We start from the raw sequence: 24,499 nt of genomic DNA on the forward strand, positions 1-24,499 counted from the left end.
CGACCCGCAGTCTGGGTCCCCTGCGCTTCGCTACGGGGCAACCTGCGGTGCTCGAGCCAAGCGGGGTCCGGCTAAACTCGCTTCGCTCAGACAACGCCGGCCCTGATCCGCTTGTCTCTGCGCTCCTCGGCCCAGCCAGGACGGGGCAATCGGGAGCGGGAACAGAAGACAAATACCAAAGAAACAAACCAAGACAAACAAGGACTCGCCAAGGCGAGTCCTTGTTTCTTCTGTATTCGGTATTGGTGTTCCTTCCCCACCCCTTGTGGATGCGCCGAGGAGCGCAGGGCCAGACGGATCAGGGATCGCGTTGTTTGAGCCGAAGGCGAGTTTAGCGAGACCCCGTCTGGACCGAGCACCGCAGGTTGCCCGTAGCGCAGCGGAGGGACGCAGCAACCAGGGTCGCCTTTTCTTTTGCTTACTTTTCTTTTGGCGAAGCAAAAGAAAAGTAAGTTGCCGCCGGGCAACCCCCGGCCAGCAGGTCTCGGAAGCGAGCGCGCCCGCCGGAGCAAGACCCGGCGGAAGAAGACCCTAGTGCCGGAAGTGCCGAACTCCAGTCAACACCATCACCACTTCCCGCTCATCAGCAGCAGCAATCACCTCATCATCCCGCATACTCCCGCCAGGCTGAATCACGCAGGTCGCGCCGGCGTCCACCACCACATCGAGGCCGTCGCGGAAGGGGAAAAAAGCGTCGCTTGCGACCGCCGAGCCTTGCAGGGTCAAGCCGCCGTTGGCGGCCTTGATGGAGGCGATGCGGGCGGAGTCGATGCGGCTCATCTGGCCGGCACCCACGCCCAGCGTCATGCCGTCGGCGCAGAACACGATGGCGTTGGACTTGACGTATTTCGCGACCTTCCAGGCAAACAGCATGTCGTGCAGCTGCTCCTGCGTGGGCTGCAGCTTGCTGACGACTTTGAGGTCGCCGATGGCCAGCTCGTGGTTGTCGGCGGTCTGCATCAGCAGGCCCGAGCCCACGCGCTTGACGTCCATCAGGTTGCGCCCCTGTGTCCAGGCGGTGTCACCGCCGGGCGGCAGGTCGATCTGCAGGATGCGCACATTGACCTTGCTCTTGAAGACTTCCAGCGCCTCGGGCGTGAAGGCCGGCGCCATCAGCACCTCGACAAACTGTTTTGAGATTTGCTGCGCCGCGCGTTCGTCGAGCGGGCAGTTCAGGGCGATGATGCCGCCGAAGGCCGAGGTCGGGTCGGTCTTGAAGGCTTTGCCGTAAGCCTCCAGGCCGTCCTTGCCGACAGCCACGCCGCAGGGGTTGGCGTGCTTGACGATCACGCAGGCCGCGCCGTCCTTGATCAGGTCGAAGCTCTTGACGCATTCCCAGGCGGCGTCGGCGTCGGCGATGTTGTTGTACGAGAGTTCCTTGCCCTGCAGCTGCTTGGCCGTCACCAGCGAGCCGGGCGCGGGGTACAGGTCGCGGTACAGCGCGGCCTGCTGGTGCGAGTTTTCGCCGTAGCGCAGGTCCTGCACCTTGACGAAGCGGCCGTTGGCCTGGCCGGGGAACATGCCGTGGCTACCGTCGGCCTGGAGGCCGGAGAGGTAATCGCTGATGGCGCCGTCGTACTGGCTGATGCGGTTGAACGCGGCCACCGACAGGGCGAACTTGGTCTTGTCACTGAGCTTGCCACCGGCTTTCAGTTCATCGAGCACGCCCGCGTATTGCGAGGCGTCGGTCAGCACGCCGACGTCCTTCCAGTTCTTGGCGGCGGAGCGCACCATGGCCGGGCCGCCGATGTCGATGTTCTCGATCGCGTCTTCCAGCGTGCAGCCAGGCTTGGCGACGGTGGATTCAAAGGGGTAGAGATTGACCACCAGCAGGTCTATGGTGTCTATGCCGTGGGCTTTCAGCGCCGCCATGTGCTCGGGCAGGTCGCGCCGGGCCAGCAGGCCGCCGTGGATCTTGGGGTGCAGCGTCTTGACGCGGCCATCCAGCATTTCAGGAAAGCCGGTGTGGTCGGCGACCTCGGTCACCGGCAGGCCGGCGTCGGCCAGCAGCTTGGCCGTGCCGCCGGTGGACAGCAGCTTGATGCCCAGCGCGTGCAGCGCCTGCGCGAATTCGAGGATGCCGGTTTTGTCGGAAACGGAAATCAGTGCGTTCATGGTGGTGTTCTCAAAAGCCCACAAGGGAGCCGGTTCAAAAGTCCGATGGATGCCGGAAGGCCGGACGGGGAATTGTTATTTGATGAGCTTGTGCTCGACCAGCTTCTTGCGCAGGGTGTTGCGGTTCAGGCCTAGCCATTCGGCGGCGCGCGACTGGTTCTGCTCGGCATGTTGCATGACGACCTCCAGCAGCGGCTTTTCGACCACCTTGACCATCATGTCATACATGCCGTCGGGCTCGGTGCCGCGCAGGTCCTTGAAATAGCCTTCCAGGCTGGTGCGTACGCACTCTTCGATGTGTTTTTTGCTCATGCAGCAGCTTCTTCCTGATTTTCCTGATTTTTATCTTTGTTCGCCCGTGCCTGCCCCGGCACGCCCTCTTCGTCTTCGCCGGCACTGGCCGGAATCCGGTCCATGTGCTCGCCCAGCCCCTCAAAAAAACCACTGACCGCGCGCAGTTGCGCTTCGCAGTCTTCCAGCAGGTTCATCCGCGCGCGAAAGGCCTCGCCGCCGGGCAAGGTCTTCACATACCAGCCGATGTGCTTGCGCGCCGTGCGCACACCGGTGAACTCACCGTACAAGTCGTAATGGTCGCGCAAGTGGTCGACCAGCAGGCGCTCGACCTCGGCCACCAGAGGCGGCGCAAGATGCGTGCCTGTGGCCAGGAAATGCGCCACCTCGCGGAAAATCCAGGGCCGGCCCTGGGCCGCGCGGCCGATCATCACGGCGTCGGCGCCGGTGTAAGCCAGCACGTCGCGGGCTTTCTCGGGGCTGCCGATGTCGCCGTTGGCCACCACCGGAATGCGCAGGGCGGCCTTGACGGCGGCGATGGTGTCGTATTCGGCGGCGCCTTTGTAGCCCTGCTCGCGCGTGCGGCCGTGCACGGTGACCATCTGCACGCCGGCGCTTTCGGCGGCGCGTGCGATCGCCAGCGCGTTCTTTTCGGCCTGGCACCAGCCGGTGCGCATCTTGAGCGTGACGGGGACATTGCGCGGCGCGCATGCGGCGACCACGGCCTCCACGATCTGCAGCGCCAGGGTTTCATCCTGCATCAATGCCGAGCCGGCCCATTTGTTGCAGACCTTCTTGGCGGGGCAGCCCATGTTGATATCGATGATCTGCGCGCCGCGGTCTATGTTGTAGGCCGCAGCCTCGGCCATCATCTGCGCGTCGGTGCCGGCGATCTGCACGGCGATGGGCGCGGCCTCGCCTTCATGGTTGGCGCGGCGCGAAGTCTTCAGGCTGTCCCACAGGTCCTTGCGCGAAGTCACCATCTCGCTGACAGCGTATCCCGCGCCCAGCTTTTTGCTGAGCTGGCGGAACGGCCGATCCGTCACGCCGGCCATGGGCGCGACAAACAGATTGTTTGCCAGAGCGTAGGGGCCGATGTTCATGGGAAGGGTGACTGGGGCTTGCTGAAAAAGGAGGCACGATTGTACCTGCCCAAAATTTCAGCAATTGAAATCCGCACACGGACTTGTAAGCATCTTGCTGACAAGTCCGGCGGCCCGTCCTGCCTATACTCGAATGCATATATGGAAGCCTGGATTCACCGCCTGATAGAACTTTTGGCCTTGCCCGAATACGGCCTGAGCACGGTGTTCGTGGTGTCTTTCATTTCGGCTACCTTGCTGCCGCTGGGGTCTGAGCCCGTGGTCTTCGGCCTGGTCAAACTCAACCCGGCGATGTTCTGGCCGGCCGTGCTGGTCGCCACCGCGGGCAACACGCTGGGCGGCGCGCTCGACTGGTGGATGGGCTACGGCGCCCACAAGGTAGTGGACAAGTACCAGCATTCTTCACACCACGGCCGTGCTGTGCGCTGGCTGGAAAAGCTGGGGCCCAAAGCCTGCCTGCTGGCCTGGCTGCCGGTGGTGGGCGACCCGCTGTGCGCGGTGGCGGGCTGGCTCAAGTTCCCGTTCTGGCCCTGCCTGGCCTACATGGCGGTCGGCAAATTCGCGCGTTATTTTTTGATGACGGGCAGCCTGATCTGGGCATTTCCCGGCGTCGTGACCGGCTAGAAAACCAGAAGGATCAGAAGCGTTCGTGCGGCAGCAGGTAACGCCACTGGCCGGGCTGCAACTGGCTCATCGCAACGCGGCCTATGCGCAACCGCTTCATGCCTTGCACCGTGAGGCCCACGCTCTCGCACATATAGGCGATCTGCCCCGGCACTTCGCCCTTAAGGGCAAAACGCAAACGCGTTTCGCTTTGCCAGCTGACCTTGGCCGGCGGCAGCAACACGCCCTTGAAGGTGAAGCCGTGGTCCACGCGGTTGAGCCGCTCCAGCCCGCCGGGCTTGATGTCGCCGCTGACGTCGACGACGACCTCATGCTCCATCACACGCGCATCTTCACGCAGCTTGCGCGTCACGCGCCAGTCCTGTGTCAGCACCACCAGGCCGCTGGCCGGCGTGGCCAGCGGCGTCACCAGTTCCACGGACGAGAAATGTTTTTTGAGCGGGCGTATGCCGGAGCTGTCGCCGGGTGAGCGCGTGGCGGCCGACAGCAAGGGGGCCAGGGAGGCCGCCCGACCGTCCGGTCCGGCCTCATAACCCGCGGGCTTGTGCAGCAGCAAAGTCACCGGCACCAGCGCCAGCAGGCTGGCATCCTTGTCGACGGTGATGGCCTGGTCGAGCACGCGGAACTGCGGCTCTTCAATCACCACGCCGTCGACGCTGACCCAGCCGCCCTCGATGTATTGCTCGGCCTCGCGGCGCGAGCAGGACAGCATTTCGGCCAGGCGCTTGGCGAGGCGAACGGGTTCTGTCATCGCGGCGGGCCGGCGTTAAGGAGCGATCAGCCCTGCGCCGCCACCACGCCGATTTCCACGTGGTACTTGGCAGCCGCCAGGCGCGGGCTCATGACCGTGGCACGCGCCGGCGTGGCGCCGGGCACCACCCAGGCTTCCCAGGCGCGGTTCATGTCGGCAAAGCTGTCCATATCGGTCAGCCAGATGGTGGCGCTCAGCAGGCGCGACTTGTCGCTGCCGGCGGCGGCCAGCAAACGGTCGATATTGGCCAGGATGCTGCGGGTCTCTTCGTACACGCCGGCGCCGGCGTCATCGTCGGCCACCTGGCCTGCCAGGTAAACGGTTTTGTTGTGGACGACGGCCTGGGACATGCGTGGGCCGGTTTCGATGCGCTGGATGGACATGGTGTTCTCTTTCAAAACGTGTGTGTGTTAACGGGGACGAGATCTCAAACAGTCGCAGCCCATGGTGCGCGGGCCTGACCCGGGAAGCCCGGGACGAGCCGGGGTGCGCCGTAACTCAGCTGCTGAACAGGAAGTTCATCACGTCGCCATCCTTGACGACGTATTCCTTGCCTTCGCTGCGCATCTTGCCGGCATCCTTGGCGCCCTGCTCACCCTTGTAGCTGATGTAGTCGGCGAAGGCGATGGTCTGGGCGCGGATGTAGCCTTTTTCGAAGTCGGTGTGGATCACGCCGGCCGCCTGCGGGCCGGTGTCGCCCACATGGATGGTCCAGGCGCGCACTTCCTTGACGCCCGCGGTGAAATAGGTCTGCAAGCCCAGCAGCTTGTAGGCCGCCAGGATCAGGCGGTTCAGCCCCGGCTCGTCCTGGCCGATCTCGGCGAGGAACATCTTCTTGTCTTCCTCTTCCATGTCGGCCATCTCGGCCTCCATCTTGGCGCAGATCGCGACCACCGGCGCCTTCTGGGCGTCGGCGTAGGCTTTCAGGCGGTCCAGCAGCGGGTTGTTGTCGAAGCCGTCTTCAGCCACGTTGGCCACGAACATGGCGGGCTTGGCGGTGATCAGGAAAAACTGCGTCAGCAGCGGCAGCTCTTCCTTGCTGAACTCCAGGGTGCGCACCGGCTTGCCCTCGTTGAGGGCGGCCTGGCATTTCTCGAGGATGACGACCAGCTTGGCCGATTCCTTGTCGCCCGAGCGCGCCGTCTTGGTCACGCGGTGCAGGGCTTTTTCGACGGCGGCCAGGTCGGCCAGGCAAAGTTCGGTCTGGATCACCTCGATGTCGGAGATCGGATCCACCTTGCCGGCGACGTGGATCACGTTGTCGTCTTCAAAACAACGCACCACGTTGATCGTGGCGTCGGTTTCGCGGATGTGGGCGAGGAATTTGTTGCCCAGGCCTTCGCCCGTGCTGGCGCCCGCCACCAGGCCGGCGATGTCCACAAACTCGACGATGGCCGGAACAATGCGTTCGGGCTTGACGATCTCCGCCAATTGGGCCAACCTCGGATCGGGCACTTCAACGATGCCGACATTCGGCTCAATCGTGCAAAAGGGGTAGTTCTCGGCCGCGATCCCCGCTTTGGTCAGCGCATTAAAAAGGGTGGATTTTCCGACGTTAGGCAAGCCTACAATGCCGCACTTCAAACTCATGAGAAACCTTCAAAAACAGGCTGAGAAGTGTATTCGATGCGCGCCCGGCCGGGGTTGGGAGACTTTGCGGCAGGTATTCGCCACCCTTTTGCTGGGCGGGTCTTTGCTGTTGCAGGCCGGGCCGGCGCAGACCCAGCCGGTCCTCGCGCTGAACGACGCCAATCCCGTCACGGACGCGCAGGCCGGCGCCCACAGCTGGATAGACACGGAAGGCCAGGCCGGCATTGAGCAGGTAGTGGCCGGCAAGGGCGGCCCGGCCTTCACGCCCGTTGCGGCCGACACCATTTATTCACTCGGTCCGCGCGCGGCGCTGTGGCTGCACTACCGAGTCGCCAAATCATCGGGCTCGCGCCAGGACTGGCTGCTGGCATTTCCCCTGCCCCTGCTGGACCTGGCGACGGTGTACCAGCGCACGGCCGCAGGCGCCTGGACCTCCCAGACCGCCGGGGACACCGTGGCGGTTTCCAGCTGGCCCGAACCCGGACGCTACGGGCAATTCGAACTCAAGCTGCCGGACAACGGCGTGCACGACGTCTATGTGCGCATACAGCACCAGACGGAAGTCAGCATTCCGGTGCGGATCAGCACCCGCAACTACCAGGCGCAGCGCCTGCAACTGGAATACCTGGCCATCGGCGTGGTGTTCGGCGCGCTGGTGCTGCTGATCATTGCCTGCGTCGTCCAGAGCTGGGTCTACCGCGACCGGGCCTACGGCTGGTATTCCGTGTACGCGGTCATCATGGCCCTCGTCGTGGCGGCGTGGACGGGTGTTGCGGGGCATTTTCTCTGGGGCGGTTTCAGCACCTGGAACAACATGGCCCAGGGCTTCCTGGCCATTCTGGGCGGCGGCTCGGCGCTGCTGGTGGTGCATCACCTCTGCGGTACCGGTTCACGCCACAAGTGGTTTGAGCGGCTCGCCTACCGGGCCGGCATGGCCGGGGTGCCGCTGGCGGTGGCTTATCTTTTTATGGAGCGCGGCCCGGGCGTGGCACTTCTCGGCGCTTACCTGGTTGTCGTTGTCGCGCTGGGAACCAGCCGGGCCTACATGACGTGGCGCCGCCAGGACGTCGTGGGTTTCTGGGTGCTGGCGGCTTTCTCTCCGCTGGGACTCGTCACGCTCCTCATCGTCACCAGCATCCTCGGCCTTTTTTCCATATCGTGGCTGTATCACTACGGCCTGATGGCGGCGCTGACCATTGAGGTGCCGCTGCTGCTGGTCGCGCTGAACACGCGTTCACACGAGCGCCACGCGGTGGAAGCGCGCGAGCAAGCCATGTCCAGCCAGGACGCCCTCACCGGCCTTCTCGCCGCGCACCTTTTCCACGACCGCTTCAAGCAGGTGGTGGGCCGGGCGCAACGCCACAAAGAGCCCGCCGCCGTGGTGTACATCGAACTGGTCAACTACCGCTATATCAAGAAAACCTGGGGCACGGCGGTGGCCGAGCAAAGCCTGCTGCGAAGCGTCATCAAGCTGCGCCGGCTGCTGCGCGATGTCAACACCGTGGGGCGTATCGATGAAGCGCGTTTTGGCCTGATTCTTGAGGGTGTTTCGTCACGCGCACCCGTCACGGACCTGTCGGCGCGCCTGATCGCGGCGGGGCTCATGCCGCTCAAGGGCCTCAAGCCGGAGGTGGTTTTGCAGTTCCATGTCGCGGGCGTGGTGCTGAGCGAGCGCCTTGGCAGCCACGAAGAAATTTCCACGGCCCTGGCCGACCTGCTGCACAGCATGGCCGCACGCACCCGCCGGCCCATCCGCTTTCTCGAGCCGGAGTCGACACACCCCATGCCCCTGGACACGGAATCAACGCTGGACGGCCTCTCCAGCGGCCCGCAGGCGCCACAGGCACTCCATGCGCCGGTGCAGGCGCACACCCCGCCGCCGCTGCGGGCGGTCAAAAGTCATTCAAACCGGTAGTTGGTGCCGACGGCCTGGCCCACCTTGAGCTGGTGGTCCACGCCGGCCAGCACGATGGCGTTCATGCCGAAGGTCAGCGCGCCGTTCACGCGCGGATCCTGCCGGTAGGTCTGCAGCATGTCATTCACCTCAGGGCTGCTGGTCGCGGTGGCCGGGTCGATGTTGGGGATCGGGCAACGCGGGCAGGGTTTGACCGGCTTGAGCTGCGCGGGGCCCTGCTCCGTGGTGATCTGCAGCAGGTCGACGCGGTCCTCGTCATGCGGCGCCAGGCCTTCGGCTCCCGGCGCGTCGCCCAGCACGAGGTTGGGGCGAAAACGCTCCATGCCCACCGGGGCCGCACCCGCGGCCGCCAGTTTTTCATTGAATTGCGCCAGCGAGGCTTCGCTGAGCACCAGCAGCGAATAACCGTCGCTGAACTGGTTGAGCGCTTCCAGGCCGCCGGTCCACTCGGTGTTGCAGACGCGCTTGTGCTCGGGGTCGAAGCGCACCAGGCGCGCCGTCTGCCCCAGGAAATCGGTGAACCACTGGGCGGCGATGGCGCCCATGTCGTAGGCCTGGACTTCATCCTTCCAGACCCGCACGCGCACCGGCTCTTCCACCTGGTCCAGGGCGATGTGCAGGGCCAGCATGCCGGGGGCGCGCAGGATCATGTCGTGGTGCCTGAGCTGCGGCTTGATCAGCGCCATGCGCGGCAATTCGCGCTGCGTGAGGAAACAGCCCTTGTCGTCCACCACCATCCAGGCGCGGTCGAATTCCAGCCCCGTCTCGGTCAGCAGGGCCTCCTGCACCTGCACGCCGGCGCAGGATTTGACCGGATACACATACAGGCGCGAGATCACCGCGTTGAGGTCGAAAGAGCTGCCGGCCGTTTCGGCGGCTGCGGGGATGTCGTTCAATGCGTGGCTCACGTCGTCAAATCCTTGTGAATGCGGGAAAGCGCGGGAAAACATGGAAAAAGGGCCGGCCCGAAACGCCGATTTTGCACTGCCTTCTAGAATGAGGCATGTCCAAGACCTTTGATGTCTGTATTCGCGGCGACGGCGTGGTGGGCCGCACGCTGGCCCTGCTGCTGGCGCGCGAACGCCTGCGCGTGGCGCTGGTCACCCGCCCCGAAAAAGCCGCGGGCGCGCAAGCCGCCGATGTGCGCGCCTATGCGCTGAACAGCGCATCGCGCGGCGTGCTGGAGGCCCTGCGCGCCTGGCCTGAGCCGACCTTCGCCACACCCGTGCTCGAAATGCAGGTCTGGGGCGACGGCGGCGGCAAACTCGATTTCACCGCCCGCAGCGTGGGCCAGGAGGCGCTGGCCTGGATCGTCGACGTCCCCGCGCTGGAGCAGCAGCTGGCCCAGGCGGTGCGCTACCAGCCGCAAATTGAAACCGTGACCGAGCCGGCCAAGGCCGCGCTCCAGGTGATCTGCGAAGGCCGGGCAAGCGCCAGCCGCGACGAGCTAGGGCAACAGCGACCGGTCAATTGGACGGTCAAGCCTTATCCGCAGAAAGCCATTGCCGCCCGCCTGGAATTGGAAAATCCCCACGGCGGCGTGGCGCGCCAGTGGTTTGCGGGCGGCGACATCCTGGCCCTCCTGCCTTTATCCGGCGCCCAGGGGAACTTGGCGGCGCTGGTATGGTCAGTCTCTGTGGAACGCGCCGGCGCGCTGGAGAAACTGCCGCCTGAAGAGTTTTGCAAGGCCCTGCAAGCCGTGTGCGGCCAGGAAACCGGCGGCCTGCGGCTGGCCAGCGAGCGGGCGAGTTGGCCGCTGGCCTTGTCCGGCGCCGGCCATTGGGTGGGTCCGGGCTGGGCCCTGGCGGGCGATGCGGCGCACACGGTGCACCCGCTGGCGGGCCAGGGCCTGAACCTGGGCCTGGCCGATGCGGCCTGCCTGGCCGGTGTGCTGGCGCAGCGCGAGTACTGGCGCGGGCTGGGCGACGAAAAACTGCTGCGCCGCTACGAAAGGGCCCGCAAGGCCGACGTCGCGGCCATGGGCGCGGTGACCGACGGCTTGCACGGGCTGTTCGCGCAGACCGACGGGCGCTGGCAGGCTTTGCGCAATTGGGGTATGAAGGGCTTTGAACGCAGCGGTTTCCTGAAAAACTGGCTGACGCGGCAAGCCGCGGGTTTGTGAATAATTGAGTTTGTGAAATGGGCCGGCCGAAAAATGCCGAAACACCGGGAATAACCATGAGATTTCTGAAAGCTGTCACCGTCCTGGGCCTGCTGGCCTGCAGCCTGGGTTCCGCGTTCGCGCAGGAAGCCGCGATTCGCAAAAACCTGGCGGAAAGAATGCCCGCTTTCGCCAAGATCGATGAGGTCAGCAAGACGCCCATCAACGGCCTCTACGAAATCCGCGTCAACGAGAGCGATATTTTTTACACCGACGCCGAAGGCAACTTCCTGATCCAGGGCAACCTGATCGACGTGCGGGCCAAACGCAACCTCACCGAAGAGCGCGTGGAAAAACTCAGCGCCATCGACTTTTCCGCCCTGCCCGTCAAGGATGCCTTCACCGTCGTGCGCGGCAACGGCAAGCGCAAGCTGGCGGTGTTTGAGGACCCCAATTGCGGTTATTGCAAACGCTTCGAACGCGACCTGCAAAAAGTCAACGACGTCACGGTGTACATGTTTCTCTTCCCCATCCTGAGCGCGGACTCCACCGACAAAGCCAAAAACATCTGGTGTGCCAAGGACCAGGGCAAAGCCTGGCTTGACCTGATGGTGCGCGACCAGGCGGTCGCCAAGGGCAGCTGCGACACCTCGGTACTGGACCGCAACCTGGCCCTGGGCAAGAAACACAAGATCACCGGCACGCCCACGCTGTTTTTTGAAGACGGCACCCGCATCCCCGGCGCGATCAACGCGCAGCAGGTCGAACAGCAACTGGCCGCCGCCAAGCGCTAAAACGGCCGGGCCCGGACCTGGGGTATTCTGTGCGCAAGATGCCAGGCCCCACACGAAACACCCGCCCCCCTGTCCACTACCGCGTCGAAATCGGCGATCTTCACGCCCATCTCTTTCGCGTCACCCTCACCATCGCCCAGCCCGACGCGCTGCAGCGGGTTTCCCTGCCCGTCTGGATTCCCGGCAGCTACCTGGTGCGGGAATTCTCCAAAAACCTGCAAAAGCTCGAGGCCCGGCAGGCCGTGGGCATGCCGCTGTCCGTGGAGCAACTCGACAAATGCACCTGGCAGGTTCAATGCTCGCCGGCCAGGCCGCTGGTGCTGCGCTACGAGGTGTATGCCAACGACAACTCGGTGCGCACCGCCTGGCTTGATGCGCACCGGGGGTTTTTCAACGGCACCAGCCTGTGCTTGAAGGTGCAGGGCCGTGAAAAGGCGGAGCATGTGCTCGAGGTTCCCGCGCCCAAGGCTCTCAAAGGCTGGTCGCTGGCCACCGGCTTGGCGGCGCGCGAAACCAGCAAACAGGGCTTCGGCAGCTACGTGGCGGCCGACTACGACGAACTCGTCGATTGCCCGGTGGAAATGGGCACTTTCTGGAGCGGCAGCTTCACGGTGCGCGGCGTGCCGCATCGCGTGGTGGTGGCGGGCGCCGCGGCCGGCTTCGACGGCGACAGGCTGCTGGCCGATACGCACAAAATTTGCGAGGCCGAAATCCGCTTCTGGCACGGCGCCAGAAAACCACCCTTCCAGAATTACCTGTTCATGCTCAATGCCGTCGACGACGGTTACGGCGGGCTGGAGCACCGCAACTCCACTGCGCTGATTTGCAAGCGCCAGGACCTGCCGCGCGTGGGCGAGCCCCGCTGCACCGAGGGCTACACCACCCTGCGCGGGCTGATCAGCCACGAATATTTCCACACCTGGAATGTCAAACGCCTGCGCCCCGCGGAATTTGAAAGTTACGACTACTCCAGCGAGAACTACACCCGCATGCTGTGGTTTTTCGAGGGTTTCACCAGCTACTACGACGACCTCCTGCTGCGCCGCGCCGGGCTGCTGGACAACGCCGGCTACCTCAAGCTGCTCAACAAGACCATCAACCAGGTCATGCAAACCCCGGGGCGCCTGGTCCAGTCGGTGGCCGAGGCCAGCTTTGATGCCTGGGTGAAGTATTACCGCCAGGATGAAAACACGCCCAACGCCACCGTGAGCTACTACACCAAGGGTTCACTGGTGGCGCTGTGCTTTGACCTCACGCTGCGCACGGAAGCCAGGGAACACCGCCGCGCCAAAGCCGGCACGCTGGACGACGTGATGCGCGCCCTCTGGCTGCGCTGTAAGGCCGGCCCCATGCGCGAGGCCGATTTCGCGGAAGAGCTCGCGGCGGCCGGGCACAGGCCCTACGCGGCGGAACTCGCCCGCTGGGTGCATGGCCGGGACGAGCTGCCGCTCAAGGCGCTGCTGCAGCACCATGGTGTGGCGGTGCTGGAAGAGCCCGCGCAACTGGCCCACCGGCTGGGCCTGCGCGTGGGCGAAAGCCAGGGCAGCGTGCAGGTCAAAACCGTCTTGCGCGGCGGTGTCGCCGAGCGCGCCGGCTTCGCGGCCGGTGATGAATGGCTGGGACTGGAACCCGCCACGAAAGCCGCGGCACGGGGCACGGGCGGCGGCTGGCGCATGAGCCGGCTCGACGACCTGACGCACTACGCCGGTGACGCCAAAAAAGTCATCGCCCTGGTGTCGCGCGACAAACGACTGATGCGGCTGGAACTCGCCATGCCGCCCGCGCTGACCACCTGGCGCCTGGCGGTGCAGGATGCCGCGCTGATGGACCACTGGCTCGGCCCCCAGGCCTGACGGCTTATTCCCCCTTGAAAGCCGCCGGTCGTTTTTCCAGGAAGGCAGCCACTCCCTCAAAGTAGTCGTGCGTGCGGCCCAGGACTGACTGCATGTCGCGTTCGGCATCGAGCTGCTGGTGCAGCGTGCGGGTCACGCCCTCGCGCATCAGCTGCCGTGTCGCCACTAGGGCCTGCGTCGGCAGCGCGGCCAGCCGCTGCGCCAGGGCCATGGCGGCGGCCACCGGCTCGTCCGCCACGTCCCAGATCAGGCCCCATTCCTTTGCCTCCGCCGCGGGTAATTTGTCGCCCGTGAGTGCCAGGCCCATGGCGCGGGCCAGGCCCAGCTTTTGCACCAGCAGCCAGCTGCTGCCGGCATCGGGCACCAGGCCTATCTTGCTGAAGGCCTGGATAAAACTGGCGCCGGGCGCGGCCACCGCCATATCGCAGCTCATCGCCAGCGAGGCGCCTGCGCCCGCAGCCACGCCGTTGACGGCAGCCACCGTGGGCATGCGCAGCTGCAGCAAACGGCGCGCCGTGGGATTGAAGGCCTGGTCGATCAGCGGGCCCGGGTCGGCGCGCTCGACCAGGTCGGGGCCAGGCGAAAAATCAAATTCCGAGAGGTCGGCGCCGGCGCAGAATCCCCGGCCGGCGCCGGTGACCACCAGGGCCCGAACCTGCGCGTCTGCTTCTGCCCGGTCCAGCGCGGCCCACAGCTCGCGGTGCATCTGGCGGGTGAAACTGTTGAGCGCCTGCGGCCGGTTGAGCGTGATGAGGGCCACGCTGCCTTCCGTGGCGTACAAAACAGTGGCGTCGCCGGTGCCGGCGAGGGAAGCGGAATCGGTCATGGCGGGGGTGTCTCCTGCCTCGAATCTAGCACCTGCGGCGCTGCCGGGCGGAGCCGGCTCATGGCATCATTACCCCAGGCATTTCCCCAGCTTCTCCCGTATTTCCCGCCAAAGGACTTCTTCCATGAGCTACGAAACCATTGAAATCCGCACCGAAGGCCCGGACGGCCGCAAGGTGGGCATCGTCACGCTGAACCGGCCCAAGCAGCTCAACGCCCTGAACGACCAGCTGATGGACGAGCTGGGCCTGGCGCTCAAGGGCTTCGACGCCGATGACGGCATAGGCTGCATGATCCTGACCGGCAGCGAAAAAGCCTTCGCAGCCGGCGCCGACATAGGCGCGATGGCAAGCTATACATTTGCCGACGTCTACAACAAGGACTACATCAGCCGCAACTGGGAACAGATCCGCAGTGTGCGCAAACCGGTGATCGCTGCCGTCAGCGGCTTCGCCCTGGGCGGCGGTTGCGAACTGGCCATGATGTGCGATTTCATCATCGCCGCCGACAACGCGCGTTTCGGCCAGCCCGAGATCAAGCTGGGCATCATCCCCGGCGCCGGCGGCACGCAACGCCTGCCGCGCGCGGTAGGCAAGTCCAAGGCCATGGACATGGCCCTGACCGGCCGCATGATGGATGCCCAGGAGGCCGAGCGTTCGGGCCTGGTCAGCCGCGTAGTGCCGCTGGACAAGCTGATGGACGAAGCCCTGGGCGCCGCGCTGATGATCTGCGGTTTCGGCCAGCCCAGCGTCATGGCAGCCAAGGAAGCCGTGAACCGGGCGTTTGAAAGCGGGCTCAGCGACGGCGTGATGTTCGAGCGGCGCCTGTTCCATTCACTGTTTTCCACCGAAGACCAGAAAGAAGGCATGGACGCCTTCGTGAACAAACGAAAGCCAGTGTTCACTCACCGTTAAAAGTAGGCCAGAAAACCAAGCAGAAGCCGCGGAACCGGCTTTGCCGGGCCGCAGGCGGGCGGCCCCCTCGGGGGGCAGCGAACCACGCGTAGCGGGGAGCGTGGGGGTGATATATAATCTTGGGTTTCGGTCGTATAGCTCAGTTGGTTAGAGCGCAGCATTCATAATGCTGATGTCGGTGGTTCAAGTCCACCTACGACCACCAAGAATGCTTTCAAAGCCCCAGAGGGTCCCCTCCCCTGGGGCTTTGTTCTTTGTGTTCTGGGCCTTTGCGGGTTCTTTTTGGCGCGATCCGGCCATTCTTTGCTATCCTTTTGATATTCAACAGCCTCTGGACACATACCATGAACCGCTGCAACTTCCGTCTGACTCCCTTCCTCGCGGCACTGGCCGCCTCTGCCGGCGTGCTGGGCCTGCCCGCCCTGGCCCAGACCGACCAGAACAGCCAGGCCGTCCAGGCCACTTCATCCACCGAAGCAACCAAGCCCAACGTCAGGCAGTTCCCGGCCAAGGCCGTCCGGGGCGAAATGGTGGTGCTGGCGCCACCGGTGATTTCCATGGACGGCAAGCGGGAACGGCTCTCGGTCGGCGCGCGCATACGCGACGCCAACAACCAGTTCACGCTGTCCGCTCCGCTGCTGAACAAGCCCGTGCTGGTGAACTACGTGCGCGACAACACCGGCCTGGTGCATGAAGTCTGGATCCTCAGCGCGGAAGAGGCCAAGGAAAAGCGGCCGGGCGGCACCGCCACGCTGTTCAACTTCACCACCGACAGCGCCTCCAAGGCGCCTGTGGACAACGGCAAGACGCCGTACCACCAGTTGCCCGCCTACCAGCGCTGATTTGCCGCGCCGGGGCATCCCCGGCCCGCATCCGCATTTCGCCCTCCCGGCGGAGTCCGGCAAGCATCCATACAACAGCGACTCCAGTGGCCAATCGCTAATCGCTAACCGCCAGCAGATCATGAGTAAAAAAGTCTTTATCAAAACCTTTGGTTGCCAGATGAACGAGTACGACTCGGACAAGATGTCCGACGTGCTCCACGCGGCCGAGGGCTACGAGCCCACGCAGGACATGGAACAGGCCGACCTGATCCTGTTCAACACCTGCTCCGTGCGTGAAAAAGCCCAGGAAAAAGTCTTCAGCGACCTGGGCCGCGTCAAGCACCTCAAGGAAAAAGGCGTGCTGATCGGCGTGGGCGGCTGCGTGGCCAGCCAGGAAGGCGCGGCCATCATCCAGCGCGCGCCTTACGTGGACGTGGTTTTCGGCCCGCAAACCCTGCACCGCCTGCCGCAGTTGCTGGCCAGCCGGGCGCGCCTGGGCAAGCCGCAGGTCGACATCAGCTTCCCCGAGATCGAAAAATTCGACCATTTGCCGCCGGCGCGTGTCGAAGGCGCCAGCGCTTTCGTGAGCATCATGGAAGGCTGCTCGAAGTACTGCAGCTACTGCGTGGTGCCCTACACCCGCGGCGAGGAGGTCTCTCGCCCCTTCGAGGACGTGCTGGTCGAGGTCGCCGGCCTGGCCGACCAGGGCGTCAAGGAAGTCACCCTGCTCGGGCAGAACGTCAACGCCTACCGCGGGCCCATGGGCGGTACCGCCGAGATCGCCGATTTCGCGACGCTGCTCGAATACGTGTCCGACATTCCGGGCATTGAGCGCATCCGCTACATCACCAGCCACCCCAACGAGTTCACCCAGAGCCTGATCGACGCCTACGCGAAACTGCCCAAGCTGGTGAACCACCTGCACCTGCCGGTGCAGCACGGCTCCGACCGCATCCTGATGGCGATGAAGCGCGGCTACACCGCCATGGAATACAAGAGCACCGTGCGCAAGCTGCGCGCCATCCGCCCGGACCTGGCCATGAGCAGCGATTTCATCGTGGGCTTCCCCGGTGAAACCGAGGACGACTTCAACAAGCTGATGAAGCTGATCGACGAGATCGGCTACGACACCTCCTTCAGCTTCATCTACAGCCCGCGCCCCGGCACGCCGGCCGCCGCGCTGCATGACGACACGCCGCACGAGGTCAAGCTGCGGCGGCTGCAGCATCTGCAGGCCACCATCGACGACAGCGTGCGCGCCATCAGCGCCAGCCGCCAGGGCACGGTGCAGCGCATCCTGGTCGAGGGCGCCTCGCGCAAGGACCCGACCGAACTCATGGGCCGCACGGAATGCAACCGCGTGGTCAACTTCAAGGGCCAGCCCCGGCTGATCGGCCAGATGCTGGACATCACCATCACCCAGGCCACGCAGCGCTCGCTGCGCGGCGAAGTCCTGACGCGGGACGTCGCCGTCGCGGCCTGAGGCCGCCGCCCTTGCTCAGGTACTCCACGCGCATGCTGCAACGATTTTCGTTCCGGCAATTGCTGGTGATCGCTTTCCTGCTGATCGCCGCCCTGCTGGGCGCCGCCTCGCTGCGCGCGCTGTTCACCCTGGAAGACCTTTCGCTGCAAAGCCGCGACAACGCCGCCCGTGCGCTGGAACTCAGCGGCGCGGCGCAATCGCTCAGCGAACGCAGCGTGTCTATGGAGCGCACCTCGCGGCAGTCGGTGGTGCTCGACGACCGGGTGCTCAGGGAGCGCTTTTCCGAAGAACTGCGGGAAGCCGGCGACATCCTGGCGACCCTGGCCCGCGAGGACATTCCCGTCGTCAGGGCCCGCCAATGGCGCACCCATCTACAGACGATCGCCGGCCTGCTGACCGGCCCGCCCGATACGGCGCTGGACCGCGAGCGCCAACTGGCGCAGGAGTTCCGTGAGCTGGAAGGCATCAACGCCGCCATCGCGGTGCAGGTGCAGCAAGCCATCCAGCAGCGCAACAAGTCGCTCGAAGGAAAGCTGGAGGCCAGCCGCCAGCGACTGGCGCAGCAGGTGACCTGGGCCATCGTGCTGGCCGTCGCCATGGCGCTGGCCTTCGGCGTGTGGTTCACCCTGCCGCTTCGGCGCCTGGAAAACGCCATCGTGGGCCTGGGTGAAAACCGGCTCGACCAGGTGATCGCCATCCAGGGACCGGCCGACCTGGCGCTGGTCGGGCAGCGGCTGAACTGGCTGCGGCTGCGCCTGGTCGAACTGGACGCCGACAAATCGCGCTTTCTGCGCCACATCTCGCACGAGCTCAAGACGCCGCTGGCCTCGCTGCGCGAGGGCGTGTCGCTGCTGGAAGACGGCGTGGCCGGCGAGCTGAGCAACGACCAGCGCGAGATCGCGCAAATCCTGAAACACAACACCGGCGTGCTGCAAAGCCAGATCGAGGACCTGCTGCGCTTCAACACCGCGGCCTTCGAGGCGCGCCAGTTGCACCGGCAAAGCGTGGACTTGCTGCAGCTCATGGAAGAGCAGGTCTATGCGCAACGCCTGCAGTGGCGCGCGCGCGAACTGGCGGTCACCGTCGTGGGCGAATCGCTGGTGATGGAAATAGACGCCGAGAAAATCGGCACCGCGGTCGCCAACCTGCTGTCCAACGCCATCCGCTATTCGCCGGCCAAAGGCCAGATCCGTCTCGAACTCAGCCCGCTGCGGGGGTTTGTGCGCATCGATATCCACGACCAGGGCGTGGGCGTCGCGCAAGCCGACCGGGAGCGGATTTTCGAGCCCTTTTACCGCGGCGAGCGTCAGCCGGCCGACGTGGTTCGCGGCAGCGGCATCGGCCTGTCCATCGTCCACGAATACATTGCCGCACACGGCGGAAGCATCAGCCTGATGCCCGACCAACCTGGTGCACACTTCAGAATAGAGCTTCCCCATGCATCCAAGTACTGATTCCCTCCCCCCACGGCTCGCGGCCCACCTTGCCGGCTGCGGCCTGCTGCCGGCCCTGCTGGCATCGGCCCTGCTGACCGCATGCAGCAGCGGCGGCCACACCCCTGAGCGCGGCACCGACACCGCGGCCGTCCAGGCGGCGCGGGCCGGGGTCTCCGCCGCCCAGGCCGCGCGGCCCAGCGCCAGCCAACCCGCCGCGCCGCTCCCCGAGGCGGTGGTGTTCGCCAGCGGCATGACGCTGCGCATGCTGGCGTACGCGGAGCGCGTGCGTGTCATGCCGCCGGCCGAACTCACGCAGGAAGCCGCGCGGCTGGGCGACGCCGCCAGTCCCGAGGCCCAGATCCAGCTGTCGCTGGTGCTGAGCCAGCTGCGCCAGCTGCCCGAACTGATACGCGCCCAGGAGTTGCTGGCCCGCGTGCTGGGCAACGCCGACGCCCAGCCATTGCACCCGCTGGCCCGCTTGCTGGCGTCGCGCTATGCCGAACAGCGCCGCCTTGAAGAGCAGCTTGACAAGCAGAACCAGCAACTGCGCGACGTGCAGCGCCGGCTGGACCAAACCAACGAGCGGCTGGAAGCGCTCAAGGCCATAGAACGCAGCCTGACGAGCCGCCCGCCCGTGGCGCCCGCCTCCGCACCCGCCGCCAGCCGGCCCCGCGCCGCCCCATGATGAGCGACACCGCCAGCGCCATTTCGCCCCACCTGCTCGTCGTGGACGACGATGCGGACATGCTGCGCCTGCTCACCATGCGACTCACCGCGGCGGGCTACCGCGTCACGGCCGTCGCCTCGGCCGAAGCGGCACTGACCCAGCTCCACATCGAGCGGCCGCAGCTGGTGCTCAGCGACGTGCGCCTGCCCGGCCGGGACGGCCTGGCGCTGTTCGACGACATCCGCAAGCAACACCCTTCCCTGCCGGTGATCCTGCTGACCGCGCACGGCACCATTCCCGACGCCGTGGAAGCTACCGAGCGCGGCGTGTTCACCTACCTCACCAAGCCGTTTGACGGCAAGGGCCTGCTCGACAAGATCGCCCAGGCCCTGGCTTTGAGCGCGCCCGCCACCCCGGCGAGGCGCGGCGGCCCTGAAGCCTGGCAAAGCCAGATCATCAGCCGCTCCAGCCGCATGGCCGAGGCGCTGGCCGAGGCGCGCATGGTGGCGCAGTCCGACGCCAGCGTGCTGCTGCGCGGCGAGAGCGGCACCGGCAAGGAACTGCTGGCCCAGGCCATCCACCAGGCCAGCCCGCGCGCCGGCAAGCCCTTTGTCGCGGTGAACTGCGGCGCCATCCCCGAGGCCCTGCTCGAGTCCGAGCTGTTCGGCCACGTCAAGGGCGCCTTCACCGACGCGGTGGCCAATCACAAGGGGCTGTTCCAGGCGGCCGACGGCGGCACGCTGCTGCTCGACGAAATTGGTGACATGCCGCCCGCCCTGCAGATCAAGCTGCTGCGCGTGCTGCAGGAACGCGTGGTGCGGCCGCTGGGCTCCAGCCAGTCGATTCCCGTGGATGTCCGCATCATCTCGGCCACCCACCGCGACCTGGACGCCGCCATGGCCGAGGGCCAGTTCCGCGCCGACCTTTATTACCGGCTCAACGTCGTCACGCTGACCCTGCCGCCGCTGTCGGAGCGCCGCGAGGATATTCCCCTGCTGGCCAACCACTTCCTGCTGAAGCTGGCCGCCAAATACGACAAGCGCCTGAGCGGCTTCGCGCCCGAAGCCCTCAAGGCCCTGAGCACCGCCGCCTGGCCCGGCAACGTGCGGCAGCTCTTCAACGTGGTGGAGCAGGTCTGCGCGCTGTCGACCACGCCGCTGGTGCCGCTGGCCCTGGTGCAGCGCGCGCTGCGCTCGCCCAGCGTGCAGGTGCTGACGTTTGCCGAAGCCAAACAGCATTTCGAGCGCGACTACCTGGTGGGCCTGCTCAAATTGACAGACGGCAACGTGGCCGACGCGGCACGACTGGCGGACCGCAACCGCACCGAGTTTTACCGCCTGATGCAAAAACACGGGCTCACGCCGGGTCACTTCAAGGCTTAGCCCCTGAGCCCCTGAACTGTCGCCTTGCCGTTGCGTGCCGTCGCCGGCCAGCGACAGGCATAAACCCTTGATTTAAAACGATTTAATCAAAGCACTCGCAGATCCTGTCGCTGATTGGCGACAAAAACAGCGATTCCTGGCGCTTCTGGGCCGGATTACATTTTGTTAAGTCAGGCATCACACCTAACCCATTGATTTAAAACAGTTTTTTCAAGCTGGCACAGGGTTTGCCCTAGTCATGGCATGCCAGCTTTTTTCCTGCCTTTTTTTGACGCCTCTGTGGGCCTCAAGCGCAGCGCCAACTTGCGCCTGCGGGCACGAATTGCGGCGTACGCAAGCCTGGCAGTCTTGACGCTCGCAGCGGGCCAGGCGCAGGCCTTCGGCCTCGACGATGTGGCCGCCAAGGCGCGCCAGCGCTCGCAAACGCCTTGGCGCGAGGCTTCCCACGCCGTGCCCGCCGAGCTCGCCAAGATGGGCTACGACGACTACCGGGACATCCGTTTCAACGCGGCCAGCACGCTATGGCGCGCCGACAAACTGCCTTACGAAGCGAACTTTTTCCATGTCGGCCGGCACGGCGATTCGGTGCGCATTCACGAAATCACGACAGCGGGCGTGAAGCCCCTGCCTTACGACCCGAGCACATTCAATTTCGGTAAAAACAAATTGTCACCCCAGACCTGGGGCGACCTGGGCCACGGCGGCGTGCGTTTTTTCAGCAACCTCAATTCGCCTACCTACAAGGACGAGCTGGTGGTGTTCACCGGCGCCACGTATTTCCGGGCCCTGGGCAGCGGCCAGCGCTACGGCCTGTCGGCGCGCGGCCTGGCGGTGGACACGGTGGGCGGCGGCAAGGAAGAGTTTCCGCGTTTCACCGATTTCTGGCTTGAAAAACCCGCCGCCGACGCGAAACAGCTGACGGTCTACGCGCTGATGGATTCAGAGCGCATGACGGGCGCCTACCGCTTCGACATCACGCCCGGCGAGCAGAGCACCACCAAAGTTCAGGCGCGCATTTTCATGCGCCCGGCCGCCACCAGCAGCAACAGCGCGCCGGTGGCCACCCTGGGTATCGCCCCGCTGACCAGCATGTTTTTCGCCGGCGAAAACCAGCCCCGGCCCGGCGACTTCCGCCCCGAGGTGCACGACTCCGACGGCCTGATGATGGCCACCGGCGACGGTGAATGGCTGTGGCGGCCGCTACAGAACCCGTCAGCCACGGTGACCACCTCCTTCGGCATGAAGTCGCTCAAGGGCTTCGGCCTGATGCAGCGCGACCGCAGCTTCGCCAGCTACGAAGACACCGAAGCCCGCTATGAACTGCGGCCCAGCGCCTGGGTCACGCCTGTCGGCGACTGGGGCCCGGGCCGCGTCGAGTTGCTGCAATTCAACACGCCCGACGAGACGCACGACAACGTGGCGGCCTACTGGGTTCCCGAAAAAATGCCGGCCCCCGGGCAATCGCTGGACATCGCCTGGCAAATCAGCTGGCAGGGCAAGAACCAGCAACTGCCGCCCAACGGCTGGGCCACGCAATCGCGCCGCGGTTTCGGCTTTTCAAAACCCGGCACCGACCTCACAGGCCAGGTCCAGTTCGTCGTCGACTTTGCCGGCCCGGTACTGGACGCCCTGCCCGAGGACGCCAAGGTCGAAGCGATTGCCAGCGCCGATGCCAACGGCCGCGTGCTGGAAAGCCTGGCTTACAAAAACCCCGTCACCGGCGCATGGCGCATGACGCTACGCCTGCAGCGGCTGAACCCGGCCCAGCCGGTTGAGCTGCGCGCTTTTCTCAAACATGACAACCACACCGTGAGCGAAACATGGACCAACCTGATCACACCCTGATACCGTCCGGCGCGCGCAGCCTGCTGCGCGAGGAACGTCATCCGAATTCGGTCACGGCGCCGCCGTTGAACCGCGGCTCCATGGCGCCGCGCCCCTGGCGCGGCTTCTGGAACAGCATGGCGACAGCGCTTTTGCTGCCGCTGGTGTCTATGTTCAAGGCCGGCGGCGCGGCGCCCTTGCGCCCGCTGCCCGCCGCACGGCCTGAGCCCTGGCAGCGCGCGGCCAGGCGCCGCCGCGCGGTGTTCCTGCTGCTTACGCTGGTCAGCACGGTGCTGGCGACCAGCATCTTCGCCGACATGCAACCCGACTACGACAACGCCTGGCTGCAGTACGGCCAGATCAGCCTGTTCGCGCTGCTGTCGGCCTGGGTGGTGACCGGCTTCATGACCGCGATGATGGGTTTTTACGTGACGATCTACGGCGACAAGCACGCGCTGTCGGCCAAAAAAGTCCAGCATGTTCCGTTGGATGCATCCACCCGCACCGCCATCATCATGCCCATCTGTAATGAAGACGTGCGCACCGTGTTCGCCGGCTTGCGCGCCACCTGCGAGTCGGTCGCGATGACCGGCCATGTGCAGAGCTTCGACGTGTTCGTGCTGTCTGACAGCAACAACCCGGCCATCATCAAGGCCGAGCGCGCCGCCTGGGAAGACCTGCGCACCCAGCTGGCCGGCCATCCGGACCAGCCGCAGATCGAGGTCTACTACCGCCTGCGCAAACGCCGCACCGACCGCAAGGCCGGCAACGTCGCCGACTTCTGCCGCCGCTGGGGCAAGGACTACCGCTACATGGTGGTGCTGGACGCCGACAGCGTGATGAGCGGCGACTGCCTGGTTTCCATGGTCAAGCTGATGGAAGCCAACCCCAGGGCCGGCATCATCCAGACCGCCACCCAGGCCATAGGCCACGTGACGCTGCATGCGCGCGCGCAGCAGTTCGCCTCGCGCGTGACGGGCCGCCTGTTCACGCTGGGCATGCAGTTCTGGCAGATGGGCGAGTCCCACTACTGGGGCCACAACGCCATCATCAGGATCGAGCCCTTCATGAAACATTGCGCGCTGGCCCATATCCCGGGCACCGGCGGCATGGCCGGCAGCATCATGTCGCATGATTTTGTCGAGGCCGCGCTGATGCGCCGCGCCGGCTACCACGTCTGGCTGGTGGGCGACCTGGTCGGCAGCTACGAGCAACAGCCGCCCGACCTGCTGGCCGAACTGCAGCGCGACCGCCGCTGGTGCCAGGGCAACCTGCAGAACTCACGCCTGATCGCCGAGCCGGGCATACACCCGGTGCACCGCTCGATGTTCGGCACCGGCGCCATGGCCTACCTGTCGGCGCCGCTGTGGCTGTGCTTCCTGACCCTGGGCACCGCGCTGTGGCTGTCCGGCTCGCCCATGATCGCCGACTGGACCCTGTTGCCCGGTGAGCTGATGTCGCTGTGGGCCTGGACCCTGTGCATGCTGTTCCTGCCGCGCATCCTGGGCATTGCCGCCGTGCTGATCAACCGCCAGCAGCAGTCCTACGGCGGCACCGCCAGCCTGCTGCGCAGCGCGCTGCTGGAAACCCTGATCGCCCTGCTGCAGGCGCCCATCCGCATGCTGGCGCACTCGCTGTTCGTGGTGGTGGCGCTGACCGGCCTGAAGCTCGAATGGAAGTCGCCCCCGCGGGAAGCGGCCTCCGTGCCCTGGCGCCACGCGCTGGCGCAGCTGGCGCCCATGTCCGGCGTGATCGCGCTGCTGGCCGTCGGCATCGCCGTGATCGACGCGCGCGCGCTGGTCTGGCTGATCCCGGTGGGCCTGCCGCTGCTGCTGTCCATCCCGATGACGGTGCTGACCAGCAAGGTCGGCGTGGGCACGGCACTGCGCGCGCAAAACTACCTGCTGATTCCGGAAGAAACCCGTTCACCGGCGGTGCTGCGCCGCGCCTGGCTGCATGCCAGCCGGCTGGCCAAGCCGCTGCTGAATACGGTCTGAGTCCGGAACG

Annotated in this window: 21 protein-coding genes and 1 tRNA gene; 14 read left to right on the forward strand and 8 right to left on the reverse strand. The window is 65.5% G+C overall.

Annotated features, from left to right (window positions below):
* Positions 1–531: 531 nt before the first annotated feature.
* The 3 genes from purH to dusB all read right to left on the reverse strand — a co-directional run bounded on the left by purH (position 532) and on the right by dusB (position 3,509).
* Positions 532–2,115, reverse strand: a complete 1,584-nt coding sequence (purH, locus tag AC1D1F_RS18810; protein WP_477678201.1) for a bifunctional phosphoribosylaminoimidazolecarboxamide formyltransferase/IMP cyclohydrolase — start codon at positions 2,113–2,115, stop codon at positions 532–534.
* 75 nt (positions 2,116–2,190) lie between these two features.
* The gene (locus AC1D1F_RS18815; protein WP_007864972.1) at positions 2,191–2,427 is read right to left on the reverse strand and encodes a Fis family transcriptional regulator; all 237 of its coding nucleotides are present in this window, start codon (positions 2,425–2,427) and stop codon (positions 2,191–2,193) included.
* On the reverse strand, positions 2,424–3,509 hold the full coding sequence (dusB, locus tag AC1D1F_RS18820) for a tRNA dihydrouridine synthase DusB (RefSeq protein WP_477678200.1): 1,086 nt from the start codon (positions 3,507–3,509) through the stop codon (positions 2,424–2,426). The genes AC1D1F_RS18815 and dusB overlap by 4 nt, the downstream gene beginning before the upstream one ends.
* Before the next feature lie 141 nt (positions 3,510–3,650).
* Here dusB and AC1D1F_RS18825 point away from each other — a divergent pair, with 141 nt between their 5' ends.
* Positions 3,651–4,133, forward strand: coding sequence for a YqaA family protein (locus AC1D1F_RS18825; RefSeq protein ID WP_477678199.1), 483 nt, complete (start codon positions 3,651–3,653; stop codon positions 4,131–4,133).
* Positions 4,134–4,146: 13 nt separating this feature from the next.
* On the opposite strand, the gene AC1D1F_RS18830 is transcribed toward AC1D1F_RS18825, so the two are convergent.
* The 3 genes from AC1D1F_RS18830 to ychF all read right to left on the reverse strand — a co-directional run bounded on the left by AC1D1F_RS18830 (position 4,147) and on the right by ychF (position 6,474).
* Positions 4,147–4,884 (reverse strand): rRNA pseudouridine synthase, encoded by a 738-nt coding sequence (locus AC1D1F_RS18830; RefSeq protein ID WP_477678198.1) that lies wholly within the window; start codon positions 4,882–4,884, stop codon positions 4,147–4,149.
* A gap of 26 nt (positions 4,885–4,910) precedes the next feature.
* A complete protein-coding gene (locus AC1D1F_RS18835; RefSeq protein ID WP_477678197.1) occupies positions 4,911–5,267 on the reverse strand; it encodes a RidA family protein in 357 nt (118 codons plus the stop codon).
* Between the two features lie 115 nt (positions 5,268–5,382).
* Positions 5,383–6,474, reverse strand: a complete 1,092-nt coding sequence (gene ychF, locus AC1D1F_RS18840) for a redox-regulated ATPase YchF (protein WP_477695986.1) — start codon at positions 6,472–6,474, stop codon at positions 5,383–5,385.
* An 88-nt stretch (positions 6,475–6,562) separates the two neighbouring features.
* On the opposite strand from ychF, the gene AC1D1F_RS18845 reads away from it, so the two are divergent.
* Complete coding sequence (locus AC1D1F_RS18845; protein WP_477678195.1) at positions 6,563–8,389, forward strand: sensor domain-containing diguanylate cyclase; 1,827 nt, start codon at positions 6,563–6,565, stop codon at positions 8,387–8,389.
* Here AC1D1F_RS18845 and AC1D1F_RS18850 read toward each other — a convergent pair.
* Entirely contained in the window at positions 8,374–9,297 is a 924-nt protein-coding gene (locus tag AC1D1F_RS18850; protein WP_477695988.1) for an MOSC domain-containing protein, read from the reverse strand. The two genes, AC1D1F_RS18845 and AC1D1F_RS18850, sit on opposite strands and share 16 nt — an antisense overlap.
* 95 nt (positions 9,298–9,392) lie before the next feature.
* Between AC1D1F_RS18850 and AC1D1F_RS18855 the strand changes: the two genes are divergently transcribed.
* The 3 genes from AC1D1F_RS18855 to AC1D1F_RS18865 are packed head-to-tail and all read left to right on the forward strand — an operon-like array spanning position 9,393 to position 13,137.
* A complete protein-coding gene (locus tag AC1D1F_RS18855; RefSeq protein WP_477678194.1) occupies positions 9,393–10,511 on the forward strand; it encodes an FAD-dependent monooxygenase in 1,119 nt (372 codons plus the stop codon).
* A gap of 56 nt (positions 10,512–10,567) precedes the next feature.
* A complete protein-coding gene (locus AC1D1F_RS18860) occupies positions 10,568–11,284 on the forward strand; it encodes a DsbC family protein (protein WP_477678193.1) in 717 nt (238 codons plus the stop codon).
* A 38-nt stretch (positions 11,285–11,322) separates the two neighbouring features.
* Positions 11,323–13,137, forward strand: coding sequence for a M61 family metallopeptidase (locus AC1D1F_RS18865; protein WP_477678203.1), 1,815 nt, complete (start codon positions 11,323–11,325; stop codon positions 13,135–13,137).
* 4 nt (positions 13,138–13,141) lie between these two features.
* Here the strand turns inward: AC1D1F_RS18865 and AC1D1F_RS18870 are convergent, their stop codons facing one another.
* Positions 13,142–13,963, reverse strand: coding sequence for an enoyl-CoA hydratase-related protein (locus AC1D1F_RS18870; protein WP_477678192.1), 822 nt, complete (start codon positions 13,961–13,963; stop codon positions 13,142–13,144).
* 124 nt (positions 13,964–14,087) lie between these two features.
* Between AC1D1F_RS18870 and AC1D1F_RS18875 the strand changes: the two genes are divergently transcribed.
* The 9 genes from AC1D1F_RS18875 (at position 14,088) to mdoH (ending at position 24,489) form a co-directional block, all read left to right on the forward strand.
* Complete coding sequence (locus AC1D1F_RS18875; RefSeq protein WP_477678191.1) at positions 14,088–14,876, forward strand: enoyl-CoA hydratase; 789 nt, start codon at positions 14,088–14,090, stop codon at positions 14,874–14,876.
* A gap of 128 nt (positions 14,877–15,004) precedes the next feature.
* A tRNA-Met gene (locus AC1D1F_RS18880) sits at positions 15,005–15,081 on the forward strand.
* Positions 15,082–15,220: 139 nt separating this feature from the next.
* On the forward strand, positions 15,221–15,718 hold the full coding sequence (locus tag AC1D1F_RS18885) for a hypothetical protein (protein WP_477678190.1): 498 nt from the start codon (positions 15,221–15,223) through the stop codon (positions 15,716–15,718).
* A gap of 121 nt (positions 15,719–15,839) precedes the next feature.
* The gene (gene miaB / locus AC1D1F_RS18890; protein ID WP_477695989.1) at positions 15,840–17,183 is read left to right on the forward strand and encodes a tRNA (N6-isopentenyl adenosine(37)-C2)-methylthiotransferase MiaB; all 1,344 of its coding nucleotides are present in this window, start codon (positions 15,840–15,842) and stop codon (positions 17,181–17,183) included.
* 32 nt (positions 17,184–17,215) lie between these two features.
* Positions 17,216–18,637 (forward strand): sensor histidine kinase, encoded by a 1,422-nt coding sequence (locus AC1D1F_RS18895; protein WP_477678500.1) that lies wholly within the window; start codon positions 17,216–17,218, stop codon positions 18,635–18,637.
* On the forward strand, positions 18,621–19,304 hold the full coding sequence (locus tag AC1D1F_RS18900) for a hypothetical protein (protein ID WP_477678498.1): 684 nt from the start codon (positions 18,621–18,623) through the stop codon (positions 19,302–19,304). Before AC1D1F_RS18895 ends, AC1D1F_RS18900 begins: the two co-directional genes overlap by 17 nt.
* Complete coding sequence (locus AC1D1F_RS18905; protein WP_477696011.1) at positions 19,304–20,668, forward strand: sigma 54-interacting transcriptional regulator; 1,365 nt, start codon at positions 19,304–19,306, stop codon at positions 20,666–20,668. The genes AC1D1F_RS18900 and AC1D1F_RS18905 overlap by 1 nt, the downstream gene beginning before the upstream one ends.
* Before the next feature lie 243 nt (positions 20,669–20,911).
* A complete protein-coding gene (locus AC1D1F_RS18910) occupies positions 20,912–22,513 on the forward strand; it encodes a glucan biosynthesis protein G (RefSeq protein ID WP_477695990.1) in 1,602 nt (533 codons plus the stop codon).
* Positions 22,489–24,489 carry a glucans biosynthesis glucosyltransferase MdoH gene (gene mdoH / locus AC1D1F_RS18915; RefSeq protein WP_477677290.1) on the forward strand — a complete coding sequence of 667 codons (2,001 nt, stop codon included), beginning with the start codon at positions 22,489–22,491 and terminating at the stop codon, positions 24,487–24,489. The genes AC1D1F_RS18910 and mdoH overlap by 25 nt, the downstream gene beginning before the upstream one ends.
* The last annotated feature ends 10 nt before the right edge of the window (positions 24,490–24,499 follow it).

It is taken from the genome of Polaromonas sp. P1_H6 (genome assembly GCF_056405195.1).